The sequence below is a fragment of the Pseudomonas sp. 2024-210 genome, assembly GCF_045062345.1.
In the GTDB taxonomy this organism is placed as follows: Bacteria; Pseudomonadota; Gammaproteobacteria; order Pseudomonadales; family Pseudomonadaceae; genus Aquipseudomonas.
In genome coordinates, this window is sequence record NZ_JBJGEJ010000003.1 from 241,403 (window position 1) to 264,760 (window position 23,358).

A 23,358-nucleotide genomic window follows, 5' to 3' on the forward strand; every position below is an offset into this window, starting at 1 on the left:
GCCTAAGCTGCCCTTTCAGGTTCACAGTCATACATTAAACGATCGTTAACGTCGCCAAAAGCACCGGCCTTGGGCGTTGACGACCGTTCAAGCTTCAGTGCAGACCTTGAATGTAACTGGCCAGCGCCTTGATGTCCTTGTTACTCAGCTTGGCTGAAATGCTGCGCATGGTCATTGTGTCGCCGTCATTGGTGCGGTCGCCTTCGCGAAAACCGATTAGCTGTTTCTCAATGTAATCGGCGTGTTGGCCGCCCAGATGTGGGAAACCGGCAGCGGCATTGCCCACGCCATCCGGGGAATGGCAACCCGTGCAGGCGGGCAGGCCTTTACTCAAGTCTCCCCCGCGGAACAAGGCTTGACCCCGGGCAACCAGCGCCGGGTCAGCAGCGCCGACCGAATTTTTCTGTTGCGCATAGTAAGCGGCAATATCCGCAAGATCCTGATCGCTCAGGTTGGTCAGCTGGCCAGTCATTTCCAGCACCTGACGCTTGCCATCCTTGATGTCGGTCAGTTGCTTGAGCAGGTAGCGCTCACCTTGCCCTGCGAGTTTTGGAAAGTTTGGGGCCGCGCTATTGCCGTCCGGGCCATGACAGGCACCGCATACGGCGGTTTTTGCCTGACCGGCTGATGCATCGCCCACAATGGCGGCACTTGCCGCTTGAGCCATACCGGTCACGCCCAAGGTCAACAGCAGACTCACGAATAATTTGCTCATCAGCTAATCCAACTACGGCTAAGGGTTAAAGAGTTGTGGCCGGGCTTACTCCGTCATCCAGAGGATGAATCTTCGGTAATCCTCGGCACAGCGGTCCATGCACACACTTCACGCGGCGGCATCGCCTTGAAACCCCGAGTCACGCGCTGTAACAGCGTCTGCATGCCGTGCTGGAACATGGCGTGCGCCGGTTAAAGGGCTACAGGCAAACCTGTATGGCAAACAATTTAACGCGGTTGAACACGGTCTTCGATTGCGGTGTAGCCTGAATGCTGACAAATGGCATCAAGACACGGGGAGCTGGCTGCGTTCTAATGCGCAACCTGGTTTTAGCTTCCGCGTACTTCATCCTGCGCTGGGACAAAGCACACACAAAATCTGCGGCATTATATACTGGCGCCACTGAAACGGAAACGACACGCTCGCCGCGTCCCTTCCTGACGCCGCTCACATCGGAAATCCCATGCAACTCAAGAACCCCATTCTCGGTCTGTGCCAACAGGCTACCTTTATGCTCAGCGCTGCCAAAGTGGAGCAATGCCCTGACGACGAAGGTTATGAAGTCGCTTTTGCCGGGCGCTCCAACGCCGGCAAGTCCAGCGCACTCAACACTTTGACCCACGCCAGCTTGGCCCGCACCTCGAAAACGCCGGGTCGTACTCAGTTGCTGAACTTCTTCAAGCTGGACGAAGAACGCCGCCTGGTTGACTTGCCGGGCTACGGTTACGCCAAGGTGCCGATCCCGTTGAAGCTGCACTGGCAGCGTCACCTTGAAGCCTATTTCGGCAGCCGCGAAAGCCTTAAAGGCGTGATTTTGATGATGGACATCCGTCATCCAATGACTGATTTCGACCTGCTGATGCTCGACTGGACAGTTTCCAGCGGCATGCCGATGCATATTTTGCTCACCAAGGCAGACAAACTGACGTACGGCGCCGCAAAAAATACGCTGCTCAAAATACAGTCTGATATTCGCAAACAGTGGGGCGATGCAGTCACCATCCAGTTGTTCTCCACACCCAAGCGCATGGGCCTTGAAGAGGCTTACACCGTGCTGGCTCGCTGGATGGAGCTGCCCAACAAGGGCGAAGAACTGGTTGAAGAGGCCGCAGAGTAAGAAATTGCAGGCAAAAAAAACCCCGGACTTCGTATTGGGGGGAGAAGTTCGGGGTTCAAGTGCTGGACCGCTAGGTCCAGCCATCTGCCAACACTTAACACAACATTAGGAGCATTGAAGGGCTTCATCAGCCATTCAAAAAATCTGAGTCGTGTTGGACAGATTTAGTTCCTTGAGGCGGAAAAATTTCGCCTCAAAGGCGAAGTCCTGCGGGTTACTTGCTGAGGGTTTTGACGCCCTCAGGAGTGCCCAGCAGCAGCAAATCAGCCGAGCGGGCAGCAAAGAGCCCATTGGTGACAACACCCACAATGTTGTTGATTTGACGTTCGAGTTCTACCGGATTGGTGATCTGCATGTTGAACACGTCGAGGATGATATTGCCGTTGTCTGTCACCACGCCCTCACGGTAAACCGGGTCACCGCCCAGTTTGACCAGCTCGCGGGCCACGTGGCTGCGGGCCATGGGAATCACTTCTACCGGCAACGGGAATGCACCCAACACAGGCACCAGCTTGCTGGCATCCGCGATGCAGATAAATGTTTTGGCCACCGCCGCAACGATCTTCTCGCGGGTCAGAGCTGCGCCCCCGCCTTTGATCAAATTCAGGTGCTCGTCGCTTTCATCGGCCCCATCAACGTAAAACTCCAGGTCACTGACGGTGTTCAATTCGTACACGGGAATACCGTGACCTTTGAGGCGTGCAGCAGTCGCTTCAGAACTGGCCACGGCGCCGTCGAATGCACCTTTGTGCACTGCCAAGGCGTCAATGAAGCAATTCGCCGTGGAGCCGGTACCGACACCCACGACGCTCTTGTCATCCAGTTTTGGAAGGATGAAGTCGACAGCAGCCTGGGCAACGGCCTGTTTGAGTTGATCTTGGGTCATACGGGCTCCGGAGCGGGACTGGAAACAGAAAGTGCGCATTATACGGTGATGTGCACGGGATCAAATGCCCCAATGGGTGCTGATTGGCTGTTATCCACAGAACCTGTGAAATCTTCGCCATTGATGGCATTCCCCTATTGATGAAGGGCGTATCACACGCAACAACCTGCTTTTTAGTTATTAACAAATAGCTTCTTATTCCTTAGCGAATCTAAAAAGCGTCCCTATACTGGCTTGGTAACACCCCTACAGCAGGAGGCGCCCCCCATGGGAAACGAGTCGATTCGCTATTTGATAGTGCCGGGCTGGCAAGGTTCGTCTGACGATCATTGGCAAACCCACTGGCAAAACAGCTTGCCGAACAGTGCCCGTGTGGAGCAGGCCGACTGGCTGACGCCGCGCCTTGAAGACTGGATTGCAGCACTCGCCGAGGCCATCGCCTGCGACAACACACCGGTCATCCTGATTGCCCATAGCTTGGGCTGCATCACCGTCGCGCATTGGGCCCAGCGTGCGCCTGCCAGCCAGCTGAGTCAGGTACGCGGGGCTTTGCTGGTCGCCCCGGCCGATGTCGAGCGTCCTGCCTGCGTCCCGGCCTTGCGTAACTTTGCACCGATCCCTGGCCAAAGGTTGCCGTTTCCCAGCCAGATTGTCAGCTCCGACAACGACGCAGCCGTCAGCGCCCCCCGGGCAATGGAGTTCGCTCAGCAATGGGGCGCCAAGATCGGAATTATCAGCGGTGCCGGTCACATCAACGTCAAATCCGGGCATCAACGCTGGGAGCAAGGGTTCGCTTACCTGTACCTCCTGCAAACCCGCATCGAGCACGACGCCCTGCGCCGCGCGTAATTTTTAGTAACGCCCGCGCCCACCCTCCGGCGGCGGGCGGGAGCCTGCCATGAGCCTGCACGAAACCTTTGGCCAGCCATTGCTGACCTTTCCCGACGCTGAAAAAAGCCCCCTGAGCATCCGCGCCAAGGCTCTGGTGTTTGTCGACCCGCGCTCGCGTCAGTTGCGCGACGACCTGGAGCGTTTGGCGGCGCGTGCGCTGCCCGTGTTGATACGCGGAGAAACCGGCAGTGGCAAAGAACTGCTCGCCCGACACATTCACCGTGCCAGCGACCGGACCGGGCTGTTTGTCTCAGTGAATTGCGGGGCCATCAGCCCTACTTACGCCGATGCGGAGCTGTTTGGCTACGCCCCGGGGGCGCACACCAGTTCGGCCAGCAGCCGCGCGGGGTGGTTCGGCTCCGCCAATGGCGGCACCTTGTACTTGGATGAAATCGGCGATTTGCCACAGGCCATTCAGGTCAAACTGCTGGCCGCGCTTGAAACGCATGAAGTGACGCGAGTCGGGGCCCACCACCCCAATCCGGTGGATGTGCGTTTGGTGGCCGCTACCAGCATCGATCTGGCGCAAGCAGTGAAGGCCGGCAAGTTCCACGAACGTTTGTACCACTACCTCAGCGAGGGCCGTCTTGACTTGCCGGCGTTGCGTGAGCGAGTGGGCGATATCATGTCGTTGGCCGAGTACTTCTTGGGTATCTACAGCCAGCGTTTGAATTTACCGGTGCCGTTTATCAGTGACAGCGCGCAGCGTGTGCTGGAACGCCATAGTTGGCCCGGTAATACCCGGGAGTTGGAAAATGTGATTCATTTTGCGTTGCTGGTGAGCACGGGCGATGAGATTTTGCCCGAGCATTTAAACCTGCCTGATTCGCTCAGCCAGATGGCGGCCTTCGTGCAAGGGGCGACGCCGCAGGAATTGGCGGCGCTGAAAAAACTGCTGACTTGAACGACAAAAGGCAAGTGAACTAAATGGAATAAGAAGCTGAATAAATATTATTGTTCGGGAATAAAGATTCTCGGTATTGTCCGCTTCGTCTTCCAAAAAAAACCGTCACTCAAGCGGTCACTCACGTAAGGGCATTGCATGAAAAAGGTTCTGTTGTTTACCGCATTGGCGGCTGCTTTAACGGCAGGCCTGGCGCAAGCGGGCGAAAAACTGGTAGTGGCTGCGACCCCGGTTCCGCACGCCGAAATCCTTGAGCTGATCAAGCCGACCCTCGCCAAAGAAGGCGTTGACCTGGAAATTAAAGTATTCACTGATTACGTGCAGCCCAATGTGCAGCTCGATCAGAAGCACCTGGACGCCAACTATTTTCAGACAAAGCCGTACCTGGACAGCTTCAATAAAGGCAAAGGCACTGATCTGGAAACAGTCATCGGCGTTCACGTTGAGCCGTTCGGTGGCTACTCGAAAAAATACAAAAGTCTGGCTGAACTGCCAGATGGCGCAACGATCGCCATCCCTAATGAAGGCAGCAACAGCGGCCGTGCTTTGATTCTTCTGCAAAAAGCCGGTTTGATCGAACTCAAAGACCCGACCAACGCTGTTTCTACGCCAAGGGACATCGCCAAGAACCCGCGCAACTTCAAGTTCAAAGAACTTGAATCTGCCATGCTGCCGCGCGTACTCGACCAGGTTGATCTGGACATGATCAACACTAATTACGCACTGGATGCCGGTCTGAAACCGAGCACAGATGCACTGGTTATCGAGGGCGCGGATTCGCCATACGTCAACTTCCTGGTGGCTCGCCCCGATAACAAGGACAGCGTTGCAATCCAAAAACTGGCCAAGGCGTTGACCAGCCCTGAAGTAAAAGAATTTATTGCCAAAAAATACGACGGCGCAGTGTTCCCGGCGTTCTAAATTAACCCGCGCGTCACTGAAAACGCCGACCGCATTATTAATGCTGTCGGCGTTTTTTATTGCCTGCAAAAAACTACCTGCCCTTTTCAACAGGTAGTCAATTATTGGTCAGAGGTCGACTCTACAGCTCTATTACGTGAGGAGTCGCCATCATGGCCAAAAAAAACAGCTTGATAAAAACCTATGCCTACGACCCGCTTGACCGGCTTACGGAGGCACGCTCAGGGCAAAAAAAACATGAGCAGTTTTTCTATAATCGCGAGCGTCTGATTACCGAGACGGAAGGGGGGGTATCGCGTTCGTTGATGCACGTTCAAAACCAATTGCTGGCGCAGACGTGCATTGACAATCAGTCGTGCGAGACAATGCTTTTGAGCGCCAACCGCCAGTGCAGTGTTTTACATTCAGTGAGCCTTTCAACTGTACACACTCAAGCGTTCACGCCTTTCGGGCATCATCACATTCAGGAAGGGGCGCAAGGTTTACCGGGCTTTAATGGCGAGCGTCCTGACCCGCTCACCGGGCACTATCATTTGGGTCAAGGCCATCGTGCTTATAACCCGCATTTGATGCGCTTCAACAGCCCGGACCAGTTGAGTCCTTTCGATGCGGGAGGCCTGAATGCCTACGCTTATTGCGCCGCAGACCCTGTTAACCGATCCGATCCGAGTGGCCGGGCTTCTATCAACGATATTCTTATAGCTGGCCTGGGCGTGGTAGGTGTATTAGGGGGCGGGCTCGGGATGTATGCGACTCTAAAAGCCGCGCGTGCAATGAAAACTGCCAGGCTCAGTACCGTTGTGGCTACTAAGGTCGCCGGCTCAGCGTTGACCATTGCAGGTGGTTTGATCGGGGTTACCCGACTTTCAATGGGGGCCTCGGGAGAAGACTCGGGTAAAAGTGGAATGGTTATTGCGAGTACAATTCTGGCCCTATCTGGGTTTGGACTATCCGCATTTGGTACCCGCCTCGGTGTGGTGAACGCTCGGCGTCAGAGGAAGCTTGCCAATGTTAAAATCGGTTCAAATTCGAATTCAAATTCAAATATAAGTAACTCTTCGAGCAGCCACTCTACAGTTGAAACGCCCCTGTCCTCCACATCATCAGGGTCGGAAACGTCATCCAATTACAGTGGCTCAAATACGCTTGCCTCAGCACCGTCCCAGAGCCAACTCCTGCAAGACGTTATCGTGAGGCAAAACGAAATGATCTTCAGATCGCTACCGAGCAGCAAAAATCAAATAACCACCAAAAGCGGTCTCATTAGACGCGATTCAATTTGACCTGGCCCTACACTAAACCCGCTACTTCAGTTCAAGGCCAGCGCCAATAAGAGTCCCACAGTTACTGAACGCTGTTCTACGCTGTCAGTCGTATCGGAATGTTAATCAGCATCACGCAAAGGAGCATGCATGGCGGGTCCACTGAACACGAGCATTTTGGGCTTGAGCCTGTTGGTATTCCTGACAGCGTGCAGCAAGGAAGGCCCCCAAGAGCCGCTGGCACCACGGGTGTATGTGCAGCAAGTGAGCACCCGCGAACTTGCGCCCCCCATTCAGCTCAGCGGCGATATTCAAGCGCGGGTTGAAACGCAGCTGTCTTTTCGCGTGGGCGGCAAGATTATCGAACGCAAGGTGGATGTGGGCGACCATGTCCAGGCCCATCAAGTGTTAGCCCGCCTTGACCCCAAAGACCTGAAAATTCAAGTCGAAACAGCGCAAGCTGGCGTTAATGCGCAACAAGCCCAAGTGGTGCAAACCCGCGCTGCGTTTATTCGCCAGCAAAAATTGCTGCCCAAGGGGTACACCAGCCAAAGCGAATACGATGCGGCCAATGCGGCCCAATTGAGTGCAAAAAGCGCATTGGCAGCGGCACAGGCGCAACTGGCCAACGCGCGCGAACAACTCAGTTACGCTGATTTGGAAGCGGAGGCGCCGGGGGTGATTACGGCGCGGCAGGCCGAGGTCGGTCAAGTGGTGCAGGCCACCATGCCGATTTACACCCTGGCCCGGGATGGCGCCCGCGACGCGGTGTTCAACGTGTATGAATCGCTGTTTATCGAACCGCCCAAAGACCCCACCGTGCAGGTTACGTTGCTGAGCAACCCGGCCATCACCGTGAACGGACAGATTCGCGAAATCACCCCCACGGTGTCGGCACAAAGCGGCACCTTGCAAATCAAGGTGCAACTGGACGCACTGCCCAAAGGAATGGATTTGGGCTCAATCGTTACCGTTAACCTCACCCCGCATCCAAGCCCCAGCATCGAGTTGCCGTGGTCTGCCTTGACCAAAGATGTCAGCGAACCCGCCGTGTGGATTACGGATGCACAAAACAATGTGCGGCTCCAGCGCGTCAAAGTCGGCCGTTACCTGACCGGCAGCGTGATTGTCAGCGAAGGCCTCAAGGATGGAGAAAACGTCGTGGTCGCAGGCGGTCAATTGTTACACCCCGGCATGAAGGTCGAAGTGGTACCGCTCCCGGCGCAGGGGACACAATTATGAGCCGCATTCCCCGCCACCCGTTATGGCTGCTGCCACTCGCTGCCATCCTGCTGGGTTGCTCTGAAAAAGAAGCGCCAGAGCCCATTCGTCCGGCGTTGTATGTCGTGGCGCAACCCTTGCTCAGCGACAACCTGGGGCGCTTTGCCGGTACGATCGAAGCGCGCTACGAGAGCACCCTCGGCTTTCGGGTGCCGGGACGTATCGTGCGGCGCAATTACGATGTCGGCGCGGTGGTCAAACAGGGCGATATTCTGGCTAACCTCGACCCCACCGATCAGCAGAATCAGTTGCGTGCAGCCCAAGGCGATCTGGCTAAAGTACAGGCCCAACTGATCAACGCCCAAGCCAATGCCCGTCGCCAACAAGAATTGTTTGACCGAGGGGTTGGCGCTCAAGCGCAATTGGACACGGCACAAGCGGATCTCAAAACCACGGCAGCTTCGGCGCAGCAAGCCCAAGCGGCCGTCAATCAGGCCAAGGATGAGCTCAGTTACTGCAACCTGCGCGCCGACCATGACTCCGTCATCACTCAATGGCAGGCCGAGGCCGGGCAAGTGGTGAGCGTCGGTGAGTCGGTGGTGACCTTGGCCCGCCCGGACATAAAAGAAGCCGTGATTGATTTACCGGGACCGTTGGCCGAAGCCCTGCCCAAAGGTATTGAGTTCCGCGTCGCCGGTCAGCTCGACCCGGGCGTCAACACGCTGGCACATGTGCGAGAAATTGCTCCGCAAGCCGACAGCGCCACCCGCACCCGGCGCACGCGTCTGACCCTGGATCAAACGCCGCCAGCCTTTCGCCTGGGCAGCTCGGTCAGCGTGACCGTCACCTCACCAATTGCCGAACACTACTCATTACCGCTCACCGCCGTGCAAGAAACTGACGGCCATACCCGCGTGTGGATCATCGACAAAACCACCCACACCGTTACCCCGCAGGACGTCAATATAGTGCGCCGCAATCAGAAAACCGTGCTGCTGGAAGGGGGATTGAAAGCCGGCGATTACGTGGTCAGCTATGGCGTGCACAGCCTTACGCCCGGACAGACCGTCAAACTCGATAAGGAAAGCGCGCAATGAATGGCAACTTCAACCTGTCCGAGTGGGCGCTCAAGCATCAGTCTTTTGTCTGGTATCTGATGTTCATGGCCGCCGTTGCCGGGATTTTTTCTTATATCAACCTAGGGCGCGCAGAGGACCCTTCCTTCGCCATCAAAACCATGGTGATCCAGGCTAAATGGCCGGGCGCCACGGTCGATGAAACACGCCTGCAAATCACTGATCGCATCGAGAAAAAGCTCGAAGAACTGGACTCGCTCGACTACGTGCAAAGCTACACGCGACCGGGCGAATCAACGGTGTTTGTGTTCCTCAAAGACACCACTAAAGCGGATGCCATCCCGCATATCTGGTACGAGGTGCGGAAAAAAATCGGCGACATTCGCGGCGATTTCCCCCAAGGCATTCAAGGCCCTGGGTTCGACGATGAATTCGGTGATGTGTACGGCACCATCTTCGCCTTTACCGGCGATGGATTTACCATGCGCCAGCTGCGCGATTACGTCGAAAAGGTACGCACCGGCATTCGCGACGTGCCCAATCGCGGCAAGATCATGACCATCGGCGAGCAGGACGAAACCTTCTACCTGGATTTCTCCACGCGCAAACTGGCCGCGCTGGGCCTGGATCAACAACAGGTGCTCTCAAGCCTGCAAGCACAGAATGCCGTGACCCCGGCGGGTGTCATCGAGGCGGGGCCGGAGCGCATGTCAGTGCGCACCTCGGGTCAATTTCACAGCGTGGCCGACCTTGAGGCGGTCAACTTGAGGGTCAATGACCGCTTTTATCGACTGGCCGACATTGCAGACATTAGCCGCGGTTACGTCTACCCGGCCACGCCGATGTTCCATTACAACGGTAAACCCGCGATCGGTCTGGCCATTGCCATGGTCGATGGCGGCAACATCCAGGAGTTTGGCCAACAACTGCAACAACGCATCAACGACCTGACCGCAGAACTGCCGGTAGGCGTGGACGTGCACATGGTGTCCGATCAGGCGCAAGTGGTTGAAGTGGCCGTGAGCGGCTTTACCAGCGCGCTGTTTGAAGCGGTGATCATCGTACTGGCCGTGAGCTTTATCAGCCTTGGCCTGCGCGCAGGGCTGGTGGTCGCCATCTCGATCCCCTTGGTGCTGGCCCTGGTGTTCGTGTTCATGGAGTTCACCGGCATTGCCATGCAGCGTGTGTCACTGGGTGCACTGATCATCGCCCTCGGCCTGCTGGTGGATGACGCGATGATCACGGTAGAAATGATGATCACGCGGCTCGAACTGGGCGAAACCAAGGAACAGGCCGCGACCTTCGCCTACCATTCCACGGCGTTTCCGATGCTCACCGGCACCCTGGTCACGGTGGCCGGCTTTGTGCCCATTGGCCTCAACAACAGCTCGGCGGGTGAGTACACCTTTACTTTGTTCGCCGTGATTGCCGTAGCGATGTTGGTCTCCTGGGTGGTGGCGGTCTTGTTCGCCCCCGTTCTGGGCGTGCACATCCTCAGCGCCAAGGTCAAACCCAAGTCCGAAAAACCGGGGCGCCTGGCCCATGCCTTCGACACCGGTCTGTTGTGGTGCATGCGCAATCGCTGGTGGACCATTGGCGCGACGGTGCTGATGTTTGTGCTGTCGATCGTCGGCATGACGTTTGTACAAAATCAGTTCTTTCCGGCCTCTGACCGCCCGGAAATACTGGTGGACCTGAACCTGCCGCAAAACGCCTCGATTGAAGAAACCCTCAAAGTCACCCAGCGCTTTGAAGACACCCTCAAGGGTGACCCGGACATCCTGCGCTGGAGCTCCTATATCGGGGAAGGGGCGATTCGTTTCTACCTGCCACTGGATCAGCAACTGCAAAACCCCTTCTATGCCCAACTGGTCATCGTCAGTAGCGGGCTTGAAAGTCGCGATGCCCTGATGGATCGTCTGAACAAACGCCTGCGCGAAGATTTCGTCGGGGTCGGCAGCTTTGTCCACACCCTCGAATTGGGCCCGCCCGTGGGGCAGCCCCTGCAATACCGGGTCAGCGGCAGCAATGTCGATCTGGTGCGCAAATATTCTCTGGATCTGGCCTCGGTACTCGACGCGAACCCCAACGTGGGCGAAACCATCTTTAACTGGAACGAACCGGGCAAGGTGCTGCGCGTCGACATTGCCCAGGACAAAGCCCGCCAGTTCGGGTTGTCGTCCGAAGACGTTGCGAACGTGATGAACAGTATTGTCAGCGGCGCGGCCGTGAGCCAGGTCAAAGACGATATCTACCTGATCAACATTGTCGGCCGGGCCATTGGCAATGAACGCGACACCCCACAAACCCTGCTTAACCTGCAGATCACCACGCCGAGCGGCACTTCCATCCCGCTTTTGGCATTTGCCACCGTGCGCTATGAGCTGGAGCAACCGCTGATCTGGAGCCGTGACCGCATCCCCACCTTGACCCTCAAGGCCTCGGTCCGCGGTTCAATCCAACCGACGGATCTGGTCGCACTGCTTAAACCTGAGGTCGATAAGTTCGCCGCTAACCTGCCGCAAGGCTACACCCTGCAAACCGGCGGTACAGTCGAACAAAGCGCCAAAGCCCAAGGCCCTATCGCCAAAGTGGTGCCCTTGATGCTGTTTCTGATGGCCACTTTCCTGATGATCCAGCTACAAAGCGTGCAGAAAATGTTCATCGTGGTGAGTGTCGCGCCGCTGGGCCTGATCGGCGTGGTGCTGGCGCTGGTGCCTACGGGTACGCCGATGGGCTTCGTGGCGATATTAGGGATCTTGGCGCTGGTGGGCATCATCGTGCGTAACTCGGTGATTCTGGTCACTCAGATCGACCAATACGAACGGGACGGCTATGACCCGTGGCACGCCGTGATGCAAGCCACCCAGCACCGCCGTCGGCCGATTTTGTTGACGGCGGCGGCGGCCAGTCTGGGCATGATACCCATCGCCCGCGATGTGTTCTGGGGCCCGATGGCCTACGCCATGATTGGCGGCATCATCTCCGCCACCTTGCTTACCCTGTTGTTCCTGCCAGCGCTGTACGTGGCCTGGTACAAAATCAAGGAGAGCAAAGACACACCGCCTGCGCACGCATAAGATGACTTTGCAGGAGCCGTCGGTTGAGGCTCCACAACGCTTCATCCAACTTTGTAGACGCTTGTAGTCGCTGATGAAGGCTGCGATCGAGCGAGAAGCGGTCGCGAAATGAGACACCTTGTTGCGTCAGGTTTTAGGGCGGCTTTACCGCCCATCGCAGCCTTCGTGCCTCGTCAGCGGCTTCAAACTCAGCTTGACCCGCAACAGAGCGCCTACAGGGATTATTGTGAATTTACGAATACCGCTATCAAATTCTCCCTCTTTATCCCAGAAACCTGACATGCAAACCTAGCCAAACGCCTTAGACATTGCGGAGTGTTGCCATGAGTACAGCCAACCCTAAAGTCGCCCTCATCACGGGCGCTTCACGCGGCATCGGCGCCGTCATTGCCCAGCAATTGGCTAAAGAAGGTTTTGCTGTCGTCATCAATTACGCTAACAGCGCCAGTGAAGCCACAGCGCTGGTGGCTGAGCTGCGAGAGGCCGGGCATCAAGCCATTGCGGTGCAGGCCAATGTGGCCAATGCCACCGACGTGGCGCGGTTGTTTGATGAAACCGAACAACAGTTGGGCAAGGTGGATGTGTTGATCAATAACGCCGGTGTGCTCAAGGTTCTACCCTTGGCCCACTACAGCGACGAAGATTTTGAACAGACCTTCAGCATCAACACTCGCGGCACCTTCAACACCTTGCGTGAGGCGGCCACCCGACTGAACAGTGGCGGGCGAATTGTTAATTTTTCCAGCAGCACGGTGGGCATGAACCTGCCCGGTTATGCGGTGTATATCGCCAGCAAGGCGGCAGTAGAATCGCTGACCCACGTGTTTGCCAAAGAATTACGTGGTCGGCAGATCACCGTCAACGCCGTTGCACCGGGGCCGGTGGCGACTGAATTATTCCTGCACGGCAAGACCGAAGAACAGATTGAGGCGTTTTCAAAAATGCCGCCTCTGGAGCGTTTAGGTCAGCCACAAGACATTGCCAATATCGTCTCGTTCCTGGTGAGCCCGGAGGCGGCATGGGTCAACGGACAAGTGCTAAGGGGCAATGGCGGTCTGGTTTAAACCGGCTATTGGCGTTGATACAGATAAATCGAACTAAAAAGCCGCTTTTCAGCGGCTTTTTTTGCATCAGATCGCTTATTACAAACCCGACATCTTCTCGATGGCTGACTTCAACTCGGCATCTGAACATTCAGAACAGGTGCCTTTAGGCGGCATGGCGTTCAACCCGGTAATGGCCTTGGCCAAAAGCCCATCTAGCCCGCCTTCCTTGTCAGCACGTTCTTTCCAGGCCGCGGTGTCACCCACTTTGGGCGCTCCCAATAAGCCAATGCTGTGGCAAGCGGTGCAATGGGTTGCAATGATGTCGTCAGCCGATTTAGCAGCACCTGCGGCAGAAACGGCCACGTCCATCCCTTGGCATTCCTGACCCTGCACGCACACTTTACCCACCGGTTCGAGACGCTTGGCAATGTCGTCGTGGGTTGAGGCTTGAGCGGTGACGGCCCAAAGGGCTAACACGGCGGCTGGTACAGCCAGCATTTTCGAAATCAGGTTCACGCGTTCACCCTCAATGGTGGCTATTCACGCCCACAACCACGGTTTTGCAGGCGGCGAAAGTATAACGGTTAGCCCGCCACTGTGAAACAACCCTATATTTAAAGGGGGCATTAGCGGTGGCGAAATACAACAACGGGTGCCTCTGCACGTGTGCAGGGCGCCTCTTTTCTTAGAAATTCGCCGGAGTGGCTGCGCTGATTAGCCGCGCTGCAACGTCGAACGGGTTACGAAAACGATGTGGCTTGGCGCTTTCAAAATAATAGCTGTCGCCGGCTTCAAGCACGAAAGTCTCAAGACCTACGGTCAATTCCAGCCGGCCTTCAACCAAAATGCCGGTTTCTTCGCCTTCATGGGTCAGCATTTCGTCCCCGGTATCTGCGCCCGGTGGATAAATTTCGTTCAGAAAGGCAATCGCGCGACTCGGATGGGCCTTACCGACCAGTTTCATGGTCACGGCGCCATCAGAGATATCGATCAGTTCATTGGCTTTGTAAACAATCTGTGTCGGTTTTTCCTGAAGGATCTCTTCGGAAAAAAACTCGACCATAGACATGGGAATGCCACTCAGCACTTTTCTCAGGGAGCTTATTGAAGGGCTCACGCTGTTCTTTTCGATCATCGAAATAGTGCTGTTGGTGACGCCCGCGCGCTTGGCGAGTTCACGCTGTGACAAGCCTTTGAGTTTGCGGATGGATTGCAGTCGTTCACCGACGTCCAATGCGGGAGCCTCCTAGGGATCAGATTCAGGTCGAGAAGTCGCCATCATGGCGATAGCGTTCAGTATTTACAACACTTCGACTTCAAACCTGTGCGCCCCATTGGCCCCACACGTTGGATACAACCTATCAAGCCCCGGAATAGACGCGTGGCACTCGTTTAAGGTTGCAAAATATCTGGTAAGGAATGGTGTCCGCCTGAGCGGCCACTTCGCTGGCAAGAATGTTTTTACCCCACAACTCAACGGTTGAGCCAAGACCGGCGTGCGGCACATCGGTCAGATCGATGCACAGCATGTCCATCGAGACGCGGCCCAACAACTGGCTACGAACACCGTCCACCAGAACCGGCGTCCCGGTGGGTGCCTGACGTGGGTAGCCGTCGGCATAACCCATCGCCACCACGCCAATACGCATCGGTTTCGGGGTAACGAATTTAGCGCCATAACCCACCGGTTCGCCCGCCGGTAACTCACGCACGCAAATGACCTTGGATTCCAAGGTCATGACCGGTTGCAGGCGCGCGGCGACAGCCTGCGGCTCTTCAAAGGGCGTGGTCCCGTAAAGCATCAACCCAGGACGTACCCAATCACTCGGCACCTTCGGCCAACCCAGCACAGAGGGCGAGTTGCGCAAACTGACTTCAGCTGTCAGAGCAGCGCGAGCGCCGAGAAATACAGCCACTTGTTCGACGCTGCGCACACTGTCCAGCTCATCGGCGCGGGCGAAGTGGCTCATCAGTACTATTTTGGAAACATTGGCGCTGGCTTGCAGGCGCTGATACGCGGCCTGGTAATCACTGGGGTGCAAGCCAACCCGGTGCATGCCGCTGTCCAGTTTTAACCACACGTGAATCGGTTTGCTGAGCGCGGCCTGTTCAACAGCGTCGAGCTGCCACAACGAATGGACGACGCACCACATGTCGTGTTCAACGATCAATGGCAGCTCATCGGCTTCAAAAAAACCTTCAAGCAGCAGCACCGGCGCACGAATGCCCGCCGCCCGCAACTCCAGCGCTTCTTCGATACAGGCCACAGCAAAACCATCGGCCTCGGCTTCCAGCGCTTGGGCACACTGCACGGCACCATGACCGTAGGCATCGGCCTTGATCACAGCGAGCGCCTTGGCTCCTGTCACCTCGCGGGCCAGTTGATAGTTATGACGCAGGGCTTGAAGGTCGATCAGGGCACGGGCTGGGCGCATGGCGGCGGACTTCTAACGGCTATTGAATAAAAAAGCGGCGCTCACCCGTGGCAAGCCACGTGCTGCACCGCAAGAGGGACTCTTTACTGCATCAATGGATCTAGGGCAGCGCGGCGATAACGGACAGTTCAACCAGAATTTCCGGTTCGCACAATTTGGCTTCAACCGTTGCGCGGGCAGGGGCAACGCCTTTCGGCAGCCATTGATCCCACGCACGGTTCATGGCCACAAAATCGGCATCGATATCTTTCAAATAAATCGTCACTGAAAGAATGCGTGTTTTGTCGGTGCCTGCCAGATCCAGCAAATGCTCAATATTTTTCAAGGTTTCACGGGTTTGCTGTTCAACCCCGGCGGTCATGTCATCGCCGACTTGGCCGGACAGATAAACAATCCCGTTATGAGCCACAATCTGGCTCATGCGTTCATTGGTGAGCTGGCGCTGGATTGCCATGTTTTGCAGTCTCCTGGTGGTTTCCGTAACGGGAAATATCAAGGCCTTCGGCGCTGATCTGTGGCGTCTTTTTGGCCATCACGTCAGCGAGGAAGCGACCGGAGCCGCAGGCCATGGTCCAGCCGAGTGTGCCATGCCCGGTGTTCAGGAACAGGTTTTTAAACGGGGTGGCGCCCACAATCGGCGTGCCATCCGGTGTGGTTGGCCGCAAGCCTGTCCAGAAGCTGGCTTGAGACAAATCACCGCCCTGAGGATAAAGGTCGTTGACGATCATCTCCAGCGTTTCACGCCGACGCGGGTTCAGCGACAGGTCAAAACCGGCGATTTCAGCCATGCCGCCGACGCGGATGCGGTTATCGAAACGGGTAATGGCGACCTTGTAGGTCTCATCCAGAATCGTTGAAGTCGGCGCCATCGCCGGGTTAGTGATCGGGATGGTCATCGAATAACCCTTGAGAGGGTATACCGGCGCCTTGATCCCCAGCGGCTTGAGCATCTGCGGCGAGTAGCTGCCCAGTGCGAGTACGTAGCGGTCAGCGGTTTCGAGCTTGCCGTCGATCATCACACCGTTGATGCGATCGCCCGCGTAGTCCAGACGCTGAATATCCTGACTGAAACGGAATTCGACACCCAGATTCTTGGCCATTTCAGCCAGGCGTGTGGTGAACATCTGGCAATCACCCGTCTGGTCATTGGGCAGACGCAGGGCACCGGCCAGAATGTCGGTCACACTGGCCAGCGCTGGTTCAACCCGGGCAATGCCGGCGCGGTCGAGCAGCTCGAACGGAACACCTGACTCCTTGAGCACGGCAATGTCTTTGGCGGCACCATCAAGCTGAGCTTGAGTTCGAAACAATTGCGTCGTACCGAGGTTTCGCGCCTCGTAAGCAATACCGGTTTCAGCGCGCAGTTCATCAAGGCAGTCGCGGCTGTATTCGGACAGGCGAACCATGCGTTCCTTGTTGACGGCATAACGGCTGGCGGTGCAGTTACGCAGCATCTGCGCCATCCACAGGTATTGATCAATGTTGGCTGTGGCCTTGATCGCCAGAGGCGCGTGACGCTCCAGCAGCCACTTGATCGCTTTGAGCGGTACGCCCGGCGCAGCCCACGGCGAAGCATAGCCAGGAGACACCTGGCCGGCGTTAGCAAAGCTGGTTTCCATGGCAACGGCTGGCTGACGGTCGACGACCACCACTTCGAAACCGGCTCGGGCCAGATAATAGGCGCTGGCAGTACCAATAACGCCGCCACCCAATACCATAACTCGCATATTTATTTCCCTCATCGCGGCCAGCCGCAGACGTTTATTGTTCAAAGCGAAGATGAGCGAAGTATAAGAAGCATTGGTCAGTGGATTTCACTGTATAAGCAGCTATATTTGGCGACAATTCTCGGCGAAAACGCTTTTCACAAAGGAGAATCTCCTATGCGTACAAATCATCAAACAAAGCGGGAATTGGACAAGATTGATCGCAACATTTTGCGCATCTTGCAGGCGGATGGGCGCATCTCGTTTACCGAGCTTGGAGACAAGGTCGGGCTGTCGACCACACCTTGCACAGAGCGGGTACGCAGGCTGGAACGCGAAGGCATCATCATGGGCTACAACGCCCGGCTTAACCCGCAGCATTTGCAGGGCAGCTTGTTGGTGTTTGTCGAGATCAGCCTGGATTACAAGTCAGGCGATACCTTTGATGAGTTTCGCCGCGCAGTGCTGAAACTGCCCCATGTGCTGGAATGCCATCTGGTGTCGGGGGATTTCGACTACCTGGTAAAAGCGCGTATCAGCGAGATGGCCTCGTACCGTAAATTGCTGGGCGATATTTTGCTCAAGCTGCCCCATGTGCGCGAATCCAAGAGCTATATCGTAATGGAGGAAGTGAAAGAGAGTCTGTGCTTGCCGATTGCGGATTGACTGCCCCCTCACCCCAGCCCTCTCCCGAGGGAGAGGGAGCCCTATTGGGGTGCTGCACAGCTCTGTTTTTGCCTTTAGTCCTCCTATTTTTTAAATAAGGAGAAGGCCCCAATTGTGGTGTTGCACTGCTCTGTTTTTGCCTTTAGTCCCCTCTCCCTTTGGGAGAGGGTTAGGGTGAGGGGCCTTTTAAACCAACACCTGCCGCGTACTGGCGATGTATTCATGCACCAATTTTTCGGCGCTCGGGTGAATCAGCTCGACCGGGCGCCGACCATTGGGGCACGGCAACGTCGGGGTTGTGCCGAACAGGCGGCAAATCAGTGGGCGCTCTTCATACACCGTGCAGCCGTTAGGCCCCAAGTGCACACAGTTCAATTCATCCATAGCGGCTTCTTGCTCTGCCGCCGTTTTGCGCGGCAAGCGTGCCATTTCTTCGGATGAGGTGGTCACCGGCCCACAGCAATCATGGCAACCCGGCACGCAGTCGAATGACGGAATTTGCTGCCTGAGAAAGCGGATTTTATGACTGTTGCAGCTCATCTAAGGCTTACCGGATGTGAAAAGGCCGCAAAGTCTGCCCCAAAAGCCATGCAATGAACAACGCCGTCTGGCTGTTCTTGCCCCATGTGAAGGGCGCGGCTTATGCTCCGTAAAATTTTCCAAACACACCTAATCGGGATTACGCACATGGACGCCCCTGTTCAGCGCAGCCAGCACACCGCTTCTTACTACGCCGCCAGCAGCCTGCCGCAGCCTGATCATCCGGTGCTGCAAGGCGAGTGGGTGGCCGATGTCTGCGTCGTGGGCGGCGGCTTTTCTGGGCTCAATACGGCACTGGAACTGGCCGAGCGCGGCATGAGTGTCATCCTGCTAGAAGCTCACAAGATCGGCTGGGGCGCCAGCGGTCGTAACGGTGGTCAACTTATTCGCGGTGTCGGCCACGGCCTTGAACAGTTTGAAGGCGTCATCGGCAAGGAAGGCGTGCGGCAAATGAAACTGATGGGCCTGGAGGCGGTGGAAATCGTTCGCCAGCGCGTCGAGCGTTTCAATATTGCCTGCGACCTGACTTGGGGGTATTGCGACTTGGCCAATAAACCCAGCGACCTCGAGGGTTTTGCCGAAGAGGCCGAAGAATTGCGCAGCCTGGGTTATCGCCACCCAACACGCTTGCTCCAAGCCAGTGAGATGCGCAGCGTGGTGGGGTCTGACCGTTATGTCGGTGGCCTGATCGACATGGGCTCAGGCCATTTGCACCCGCTGAATCTGGCGTTGGGCGAAGCAGCGGCGGCGCAACAGCTGGGCGTTCAACTGTTCGAGAACTCCGCCGTTACCCGCATCGACTACGGCCCAGAAGTGAAGGTTCATACGGCTTTAGGGACGGTGCGGGCGAAGAGTCTGGTGCTGGGGTGTAATGCCTACTTGAAAGACCTCAACCCGCAACTCAGTGGCAAAGTGCTGCCTGCAGGCAGTTACATCATCGCCACCGAGCCATTGAGTGAAGCCCAAGCACACGCCTTGTTGCCACAAAATATGGCCGTCTGCGATCAGCGTGTGGCGCTGGATTACTACCGGCTTTCCGCGGATCGGCGTTTATTGTTTGGCGGCGCATGTCATTACTCGGGCCGTGACCCGCAAGATATTGGCGCTTACATGCGGCCGAAAATGCTCGAGGTATTCCCGCAGCTGGCTAACGTTAAAATCGACTACCAGTGGGGCGGTATGATTGGCATCGGCGCCAACCGTTTGCCGCAAATTGGCCGCCTGCACGATCAGCCTAACGTGTACTACGCCCAGGCCTATTCGGGTCATGGCGTGAACGCCACCCATTTGGCAGGCAAGTTACTGGCCGAAGCGATCAGCGGCCAACACAGTGATGGCTTCGATTTGTTTGCTAAAGTCCCACACATCACCTTCCCCGGCGGTAAATACCTGCGCTCACCCCTGCTGGCTCTGGGCATGCTGTGGCATCGACTCAAAGAGCTTCGTTAAGTGCTCATGAACGCCAAAACGGCTTGCAGCCTTCTCTTCGGGCCTGCTCTTGATTCAATCCAACGTCGCGCAGTTGATCTGCGTCCAGAGTGCGCAAGACACGACGCGTGTTGAAACGATGGGCAAATAAACCCCAGCGCCCCAAACCGGCAGGGGCGCTGCAGGCTCGAAAAACGTCTTTCACGGCTTCGTGCTCGGCTTCTAACTGAGGGCCGTGCAACGTCAGGCGCACATCGCTCAAACCATTCATCAGGCAGCTCCTTTTGACTCAGGTGACAGGAGTCAGCATCATGGCCGCGAGCTATAAACCATGACAGATTCAGCAAGTAGTTATTAAAGCCATACAGAAACCCTTGCCGAGGCGCTGAATCCTTAGTTTTAGCGCCATCTGTACTGGTTATTCTTCAGAGAGTCGGGCCATGACCCTTTATGTGAATCTTGCGGACCTTCTGGGTACGCGCATCGAGCAAGGTTTTTATCGTCCCGGCGACCGTTTGCCTTCGGTGCGCGCCTTAAGCGCTGAACACGGGGTGAGCCTGAGCACCGTGCAACAGGCTTACCGCTTGCTGGAGGACAACGGCCTTGCCTCACCTCGCCCCAAATCGGGCTATTTTGTGCCGATGGAGCGTGAGCTGCCGGCACTGCCGGGCATGGGCAAACCTGCCCAGCGGCCTGTAGAAATTTCTCAGTGGGAACAGGTGCTGGAGTTGGTGCGTTCGGTGCCACACAAGGACGTCATTCAGTTAGGCCGCGGCATGCCCGACGTCACCACGCCCACGTTGAAACCATTGCTACGCAGCCTGGCGCAGATCAGTCGGCGTCAGGATGCGCCTGGGCTGTATTACGACAACGTTTACGGCGTGCTAAGCCTGCGCGAGCAATTGGCGCGTTTGCTGCTCGACTCGGGCTGCCAGTTGGGTGCCGAGGATCTGGTGATCACCACGGGTTGTCATGAAGCGCTGTCCTGCAGCATTCGGGCAGTGTGCGAACCGGGCGATATTGTGGCCGTCGACTCGCCCAGTTTTCACGGTGCCATGCAAACCCTAAAAGGGCTGGGCATGAAGGCGCTGGAAATTCCCACCGACCCGCTGACCGGCATCAGCCTGGAGGCTTTGGAGCTGGCCCTGGAGCAATGGCCGATCAAAGCCATACAGCTCACCCCAAGTTGTAATAACCCGCTGGGTTACATCATGCCCGAGGCACGCAAACGGGCGCTTGTAACACTGGCGCAGCGCTTTGATGTGGCCATTATCGAAGACGATGTGTATGGCGAGCTGGCCTACACCTACCCACGCCCGCGCACCATCAAGTCGTTCGACGACGATGGCCGGGTGCTGTTGTGCAGCTCGTTCTCCAAGACCCTGGCCCCCGGGTTACGCGTGGGCTGGGTCGCGCCCGGGCGCTATCTGGAGCGTGTGCTGCACATGAAATACATCAGCACTGGCTCCACGGCGCCACAACCACAATTGGCGGTGGCCGACTTTTTGAAAAACGGTCATTTCGAACCCCATCTGCGCAAAATGCGCACTCAATATCAGCGCAATAGAGACCTGATGCTGAGCTGGGTGAGCCGCTACTTCCCCGCCGGTACTCGCGCCAGCCGACCGCAGGGCAGCTTTATGCTGTGGCTTGAGCTGCCGGAAGGGTTTGACAGTTTACGCCTCAATCGCGTGTTGCTTGGCCAAGGTGTACAGATCGCCGTGGGCAGCATTTTTTCAGCCTCGGGCAAGTACCGTAACTGCTTGCGGATGAACTACGCTGCCAAGCCTACGTCTGAGGTTGAAGAGGCCGTGCGCAAGGTCGGGGCCGCGGCCAGCGCGCTGTTGATGGATGTGGTTGAACGTGCTGACAGTTGAGCGGGGCATCGCATGTTGAAAGCACTCTGCACACTGTTCTTCGCACTGTTACTGGGAGGGTGCAGCACCTTGGATGAACCCCGACAATCGAGTCAGGCCACGCCTGCAGCGACGTCATCCTTTGGGCGGTCCATTCAGAGTCAGGCAGCGGCCTACAATGGCCGCTCGGGTTTTCGCTTGCTGCCTAACAGCAGCGAAGCATTCCGGGCCCGTGCCGAACTGATCCGCAGGGCGCAAAGCAGCCTGGATTTGCAGTACTACATTGTCCATGACGGCTTGAGTACCCGCATGCTGGTGGATGAACTGCTCAAAGCGGCAGACCGCGGGGTGCGCGTGCGCATACTGCTCGATGACACGGCAAGCGACGGACTGGACGAGATTCTGGCCACGCTGGCCGCCCATCCCAATATTCAGGTTCGCGTGTTCAACCCGTTGCAACTGGGCCGCAGCACGGGCGTAACCCGGGCCGTGGGTCGTCTGTTCAACCTTTCACGCCAGCACCGGCGCATGCATAACAAGCTGTGGCTGGCAGACAACAGTGCGGCGATTGTCGGCGGGCGCAATTTGGGCGATGAATATTTCGATGCTCAGCCTGACCTCAATTTCACCGACATCGACTTGCTGGGCGTTGGCCCGGTGGCCGAGCAACTGGGGCAAAGCTTCGATCAATACTGGAACAGCGCCCTGAGCCAACTCATTGGCGATTTTGTCTCGACCCGCCTTTCAACCCAGGAACTGGCTCAGGCACGCGCGGTACTGGAGGCGTCGCTGAAACTGGCAAAACAGAGCAACCCTACGCTCTATCAACAATTGGCATCTTATGAAACCAACCCGCAGTTGGACGCATGGCGAAAAGACCTTATCTGGGCCTGGAATCAGGCGCTTTGGGATGCTCCGAGCAAGGTCTTGGCCAAGGATGAGCCTGACCCGCATTTATTGCTGACAACGCAGCTGGCGCCGGATCTGGCGGCGGTGAACAAAGAACTGATTTTGGTCTCGGCCTATTTTGTACCGGGGGAAACAGGGCTGGTGTACCTCACCGGCCGGGCAGACGCTGGCGTCGATGTACGTTTATTGACCAATTCGCTGGAAGCCACCGATGTGCCCGCCGTGCATGGCGGGTATGCCCCGTATCGCAAGGCATTACTTGAACATGGCGTTAAGTTGTACGAGCTGCGCCGCCAGCCGGGCAGCACCAGCGGCAGCGGCCCCCATCTGTTCAAGACCAGCATGAGCAGTGACTCCAGCTTGCACAGCAAAGCCATGATCTTCGATCAGCAAAAGTCATTTATCGGCTCATTTAACTTCGACCCGCGTTCCGGATTGTGGAACACCGAGGTCGGTGTATTGGTTGATAGCCCTGAGCTGGCCGCTCAAGCTCGCGAACTGGCGTTGCAGGGCATGGCACCCGACCTCAGTTATGAGCCGGTTCTGGAGCAGGGAAAAATTGTCTGGGTGACTGAAGACAATGGCCAGTTGCACACCTTGCGCCATGAACCGGGCAATTGGTGGCGCCGACTTAATGCGTGGTTCAGCAAACGTGTCGGGCTGGAGAAGATGCTCTGACCGCAGGGAGCGGGGAGCAAG

At 56.8% G+C, this 23,358-nt stretch carries 22 protein-coding genes; 13 read left to right on the forward strand and 9 right to left on the reverse strand.

Translation table 11 applies throughout. The features are described from left to right. Positions 1–94: 94 nt before the first annotated feature. Entirely contained in the window at positions 95–715 is a 621-nt protein-coding gene (locus ACI7MX_RS05820) for a c-type cytochrome (RefSeq protein WP_314482897.1), read from the reverse strand. A gap of 463 nt (positions 716–1,178) precedes the next feature. Between ACI7MX_RS05820 and yihA the strand changes: the two genes are divergently transcribed. After that, positions 1,179–1,832, forward strand: coding sequence for a ribosome biogenesis GTP-binding protein YihA/YsxC (gene yihA, locus ACI7MX_RS05825; RefSeq protein ID WP_314482896.1), 654 nt, complete (start codon positions 1,179–1,181; stop codon positions 1,830–1,832). 214 nt (positions 1,833–2,046) lie between these two features. Here the strand turns inward: yihA and rpiA are convergent, their stop codons facing one another. Beyond that, positions 2,047–2,718, reverse strand: coding sequence for a ribose-5-phosphate isomerase RpiA (rpiA, locus tag ACI7MX_RS05830; protein WP_405584182.1), 672 nt, complete (start codon positions 2,716–2,718; stop codon positions 2,047–2,049). 267 nt (positions 2,719–2,985) lie between these two features. On the opposite strand from rpiA, the gene ACI7MX_RS05835 reads away from it, so the two are divergent. From ACI7MX_RS05835 to ACI7MX_RS05870, 8 genes are all read left to right on the forward strand, one after another. Continuing rightward, positions 2,986–3,567 carry an alpha/beta hydrolase gene (locus tag ACI7MX_RS05835; protein WP_314482891.1) on the forward strand — a complete coding sequence of 194 codons (582 nt, stop codon included), beginning with the start codon at positions 2,986–2,988 and terminating at the stop codon, positions 3,565–3,567. A 49-nt stretch (positions 3,568–3,616) separates the two neighbouring features. Further along, positions 3,617–4,513 (forward strand): sigma 54-interacting transcriptional regulator, encoded by an 897-nt coding sequence (locus ACI7MX_RS05840; protein ID WP_314482888.1) that lies wholly within the window; start codon positions 3,617–3,619, stop codon positions 4,511–4,513. A 138-nt stretch (positions 4,514–4,651) separates the two neighbouring features. Beyond that, positions 4,652–5,434, forward strand: a complete 783-nt coding sequence (locus ACI7MX_RS05845) for a MetQ/NlpA family ABC transporter substrate-binding protein (RefSeq protein WP_405584177.1) — start codon at positions 4,652–4,654, stop codon at positions 5,432–5,434. A 152-nt stretch (positions 5,435–5,586) separates the two neighbouring features. Beyond that, positions 5,587–6,717, forward strand: a complete 1,131-nt coding sequence (locus ACI7MX_RS05850) for an RHS repeat-associated core domain-containing protein (RefSeq protein WP_405584174.1) — start codon at positions 5,587–5,589, stop codon at positions 6,715–6,717. Between the two features lie 129 nt (positions 6,718–6,846). Beyond that, positions 6,847–7,938: an efflux RND transporter periplasmic adaptor subunit gene (locus ACI7MX_RS05855; RefSeq protein WP_314482880.1), complete on the forward strand. Its 1,092-nt coding sequence runs from the start codon at positions 6,847–6,849 to the stop codon at positions 7,936–7,938. Beyond that, complete coding sequence (locus ACI7MX_RS05860) at positions 7,935–9,014, forward strand: efflux RND transporter periplasmic adaptor subunit (RefSeq protein WP_405584171.1); 1,080 nt, start codon at positions 7,935–7,937, stop codon at positions 9,012–9,014. The genes ACI7MX_RS05855 and ACI7MX_RS05860 overlap by 4 nt, the downstream gene beginning before the upstream one ends. Next, on the forward strand, positions 9,011–12,073 hold the full coding sequence (locus tag ACI7MX_RS05865) for an efflux RND transporter permease subunit (protein WP_405584168.1): 3,063 nt from the start codon (positions 9,011–9,013) through the stop codon (positions 12,071–12,073). The genes ACI7MX_RS05860 and ACI7MX_RS05865 overlap by 4 nt, the downstream gene beginning before the upstream one ends. A gap of 323 nt (positions 12,074–12,396) precedes the next feature. Further along, positions 12,397–13,137 (forward strand): SDR family oxidoreductase, encoded by a 741-nt coding sequence (locus ACI7MX_RS05870; protein ID WP_405584165.1) that lies wholly within the window; start codon positions 12,397–12,399, stop codon positions 13,135–13,137. 78 nt (positions 13,138–13,215) lie between these two features. On the opposite strand, the gene ACI7MX_RS05875 is transcribed toward ACI7MX_RS05870, so the two are convergent. The 5 genes from ACI7MX_RS05875 to dadA all read right to left on the reverse strand — a co-directional run bounded on the left by ACI7MX_RS05875 (position 13,216) and on the right by dadA (position 17,281). Further along, the gene (locus tag ACI7MX_RS05875) at positions 13,216–13,635 is read right to left on the reverse strand and encodes a c-type cytochrome (RefSeq protein ID WP_405584162.1); all 420 of its coding nucleotides are present in this window, start codon (positions 13,633–13,635) and stop codon (positions 13,216–13,218) included. Between the two features lie 169 nt (positions 13,636–13,804). After that, a complete protein-coding gene (locus tag ACI7MX_RS05880; RefSeq protein ID WP_122786198.1) occupies positions 13,805–14,353 on the reverse strand; it encodes a cupin domain-containing protein in 549 nt (182 codons plus the stop codon). A gap of 127 nt (positions 14,354–14,480) precedes the next feature. Continuing rightward, a complete protein-coding gene (alr, locus tag ACI7MX_RS05885) occupies positions 14,481–15,554 on the reverse strand; it encodes an alanine racemase (RefSeq protein WP_314482864.1) in 1,074 nt (357 codons plus the stop codon). A 100-nt stretch (positions 15,555–15,654) separates the two neighbouring features. Further along, the gene (locus ACI7MX_RS05890; RefSeq protein ID WP_314482861.1) at positions 15,655–16,008 is read right to left on the reverse strand and encodes a RidA family protein; all 354 of its coding nucleotides are present in this window, start codon (positions 16,006–16,008) and stop codon (positions 15,655–15,657) included. Beyond that, positions 15,980–17,281 carry a D-amino acid dehydrogenase gene (gene dadA / locus ACI7MX_RS05895; protein WP_122786195.1) on the reverse strand — a complete coding sequence of 434 codons (1,302 nt, stop codon included), beginning with the start codon at positions 17,279–17,281 and terminating at the stop codon, positions 15,980–15,982. The genes ACI7MX_RS05890 and dadA overlap by 29 nt, the downstream gene beginning before the upstream one ends. A 156-nt stretch (positions 17,282–17,437) precedes the next feature. Between dadA and ACI7MX_RS05900 the strand changes: the two genes are divergently transcribed. Next, complete coding sequence (locus tag ACI7MX_RS05900; protein WP_122786194.1) at positions 17,438–17,926, forward strand: Lrp/AsnC ligand binding domain-containing protein; 489 nt, start codon at positions 17,438–17,440, stop codon at positions 17,924–17,926. A gap of 186 nt (positions 17,927–18,112) precedes the next feature. On the opposite strand, the gene ACI7MX_RS05905 is transcribed toward ACI7MX_RS05900, so the two are convergent. Further along, the gene (locus ACI7MX_RS05905; RefSeq protein WP_026014186.1) at positions 18,113–18,466 is read right to left on the reverse strand and encodes a YkgJ family cysteine cluster protein; all 354 of its coding nucleotides are present in this window, start codon (positions 18,464–18,466) and stop codon (positions 18,113–18,115) included. Positions 18,467–18,613: 147 nt separating this feature from the next. On the opposite strand from ACI7MX_RS05905, the gene ACI7MX_RS05910 reads away from it, so the two are divergent. Beyond that, a complete protein-coding gene (locus ACI7MX_RS05910) occupies positions 18,614–19,915 on the forward strand; it encodes an FAD-binding oxidoreductase (RefSeq protein WP_314482849.1) in 1,302 nt (433 codons plus the stop codon). A 4-nt stretch (positions 19,916–19,919) separates the two neighbouring features. Here the strand turns inward: ACI7MX_RS05910 and ACI7MX_RS05915 are convergent, their stop codons facing one another. Continuing rightward, positions 19,920–20,165 (reverse strand): DUF1127 domain-containing protein, encoded by a 246-nt coding sequence (locus ACI7MX_RS05915; protein ID WP_314482846.1) that lies wholly within the window; start codon positions 20,163–20,165, stop codon positions 19,920–19,922. A gap of 169 nt (positions 20,166–20,334) precedes the next feature. Here ACI7MX_RS05915 and ACI7MX_RS05920 point away from each other — a divergent pair, with 169 nt between their 5' ends. After that, entirely contained in the window at positions 20,335–21,771 is a 1,437-nt protein-coding gene (locus ACI7MX_RS05920) for a PLP-dependent aminotransferase family protein (protein ID WP_314482843.1), read from the forward strand. A 12-nt stretch (positions 21,772–21,783) separates the two neighbouring features. After that, positions 21,784–23,337 (forward strand): phospholipase D family protein, encoded by a 1,554-nt coding sequence (locus tag ACI7MX_RS05925; protein WP_405584153.1) that lies wholly within the window; start codon positions 21,784–21,786, stop codon positions 23,335–23,337. Positions 23,338–23,358 lie beyond the last annotated feature (21 nt).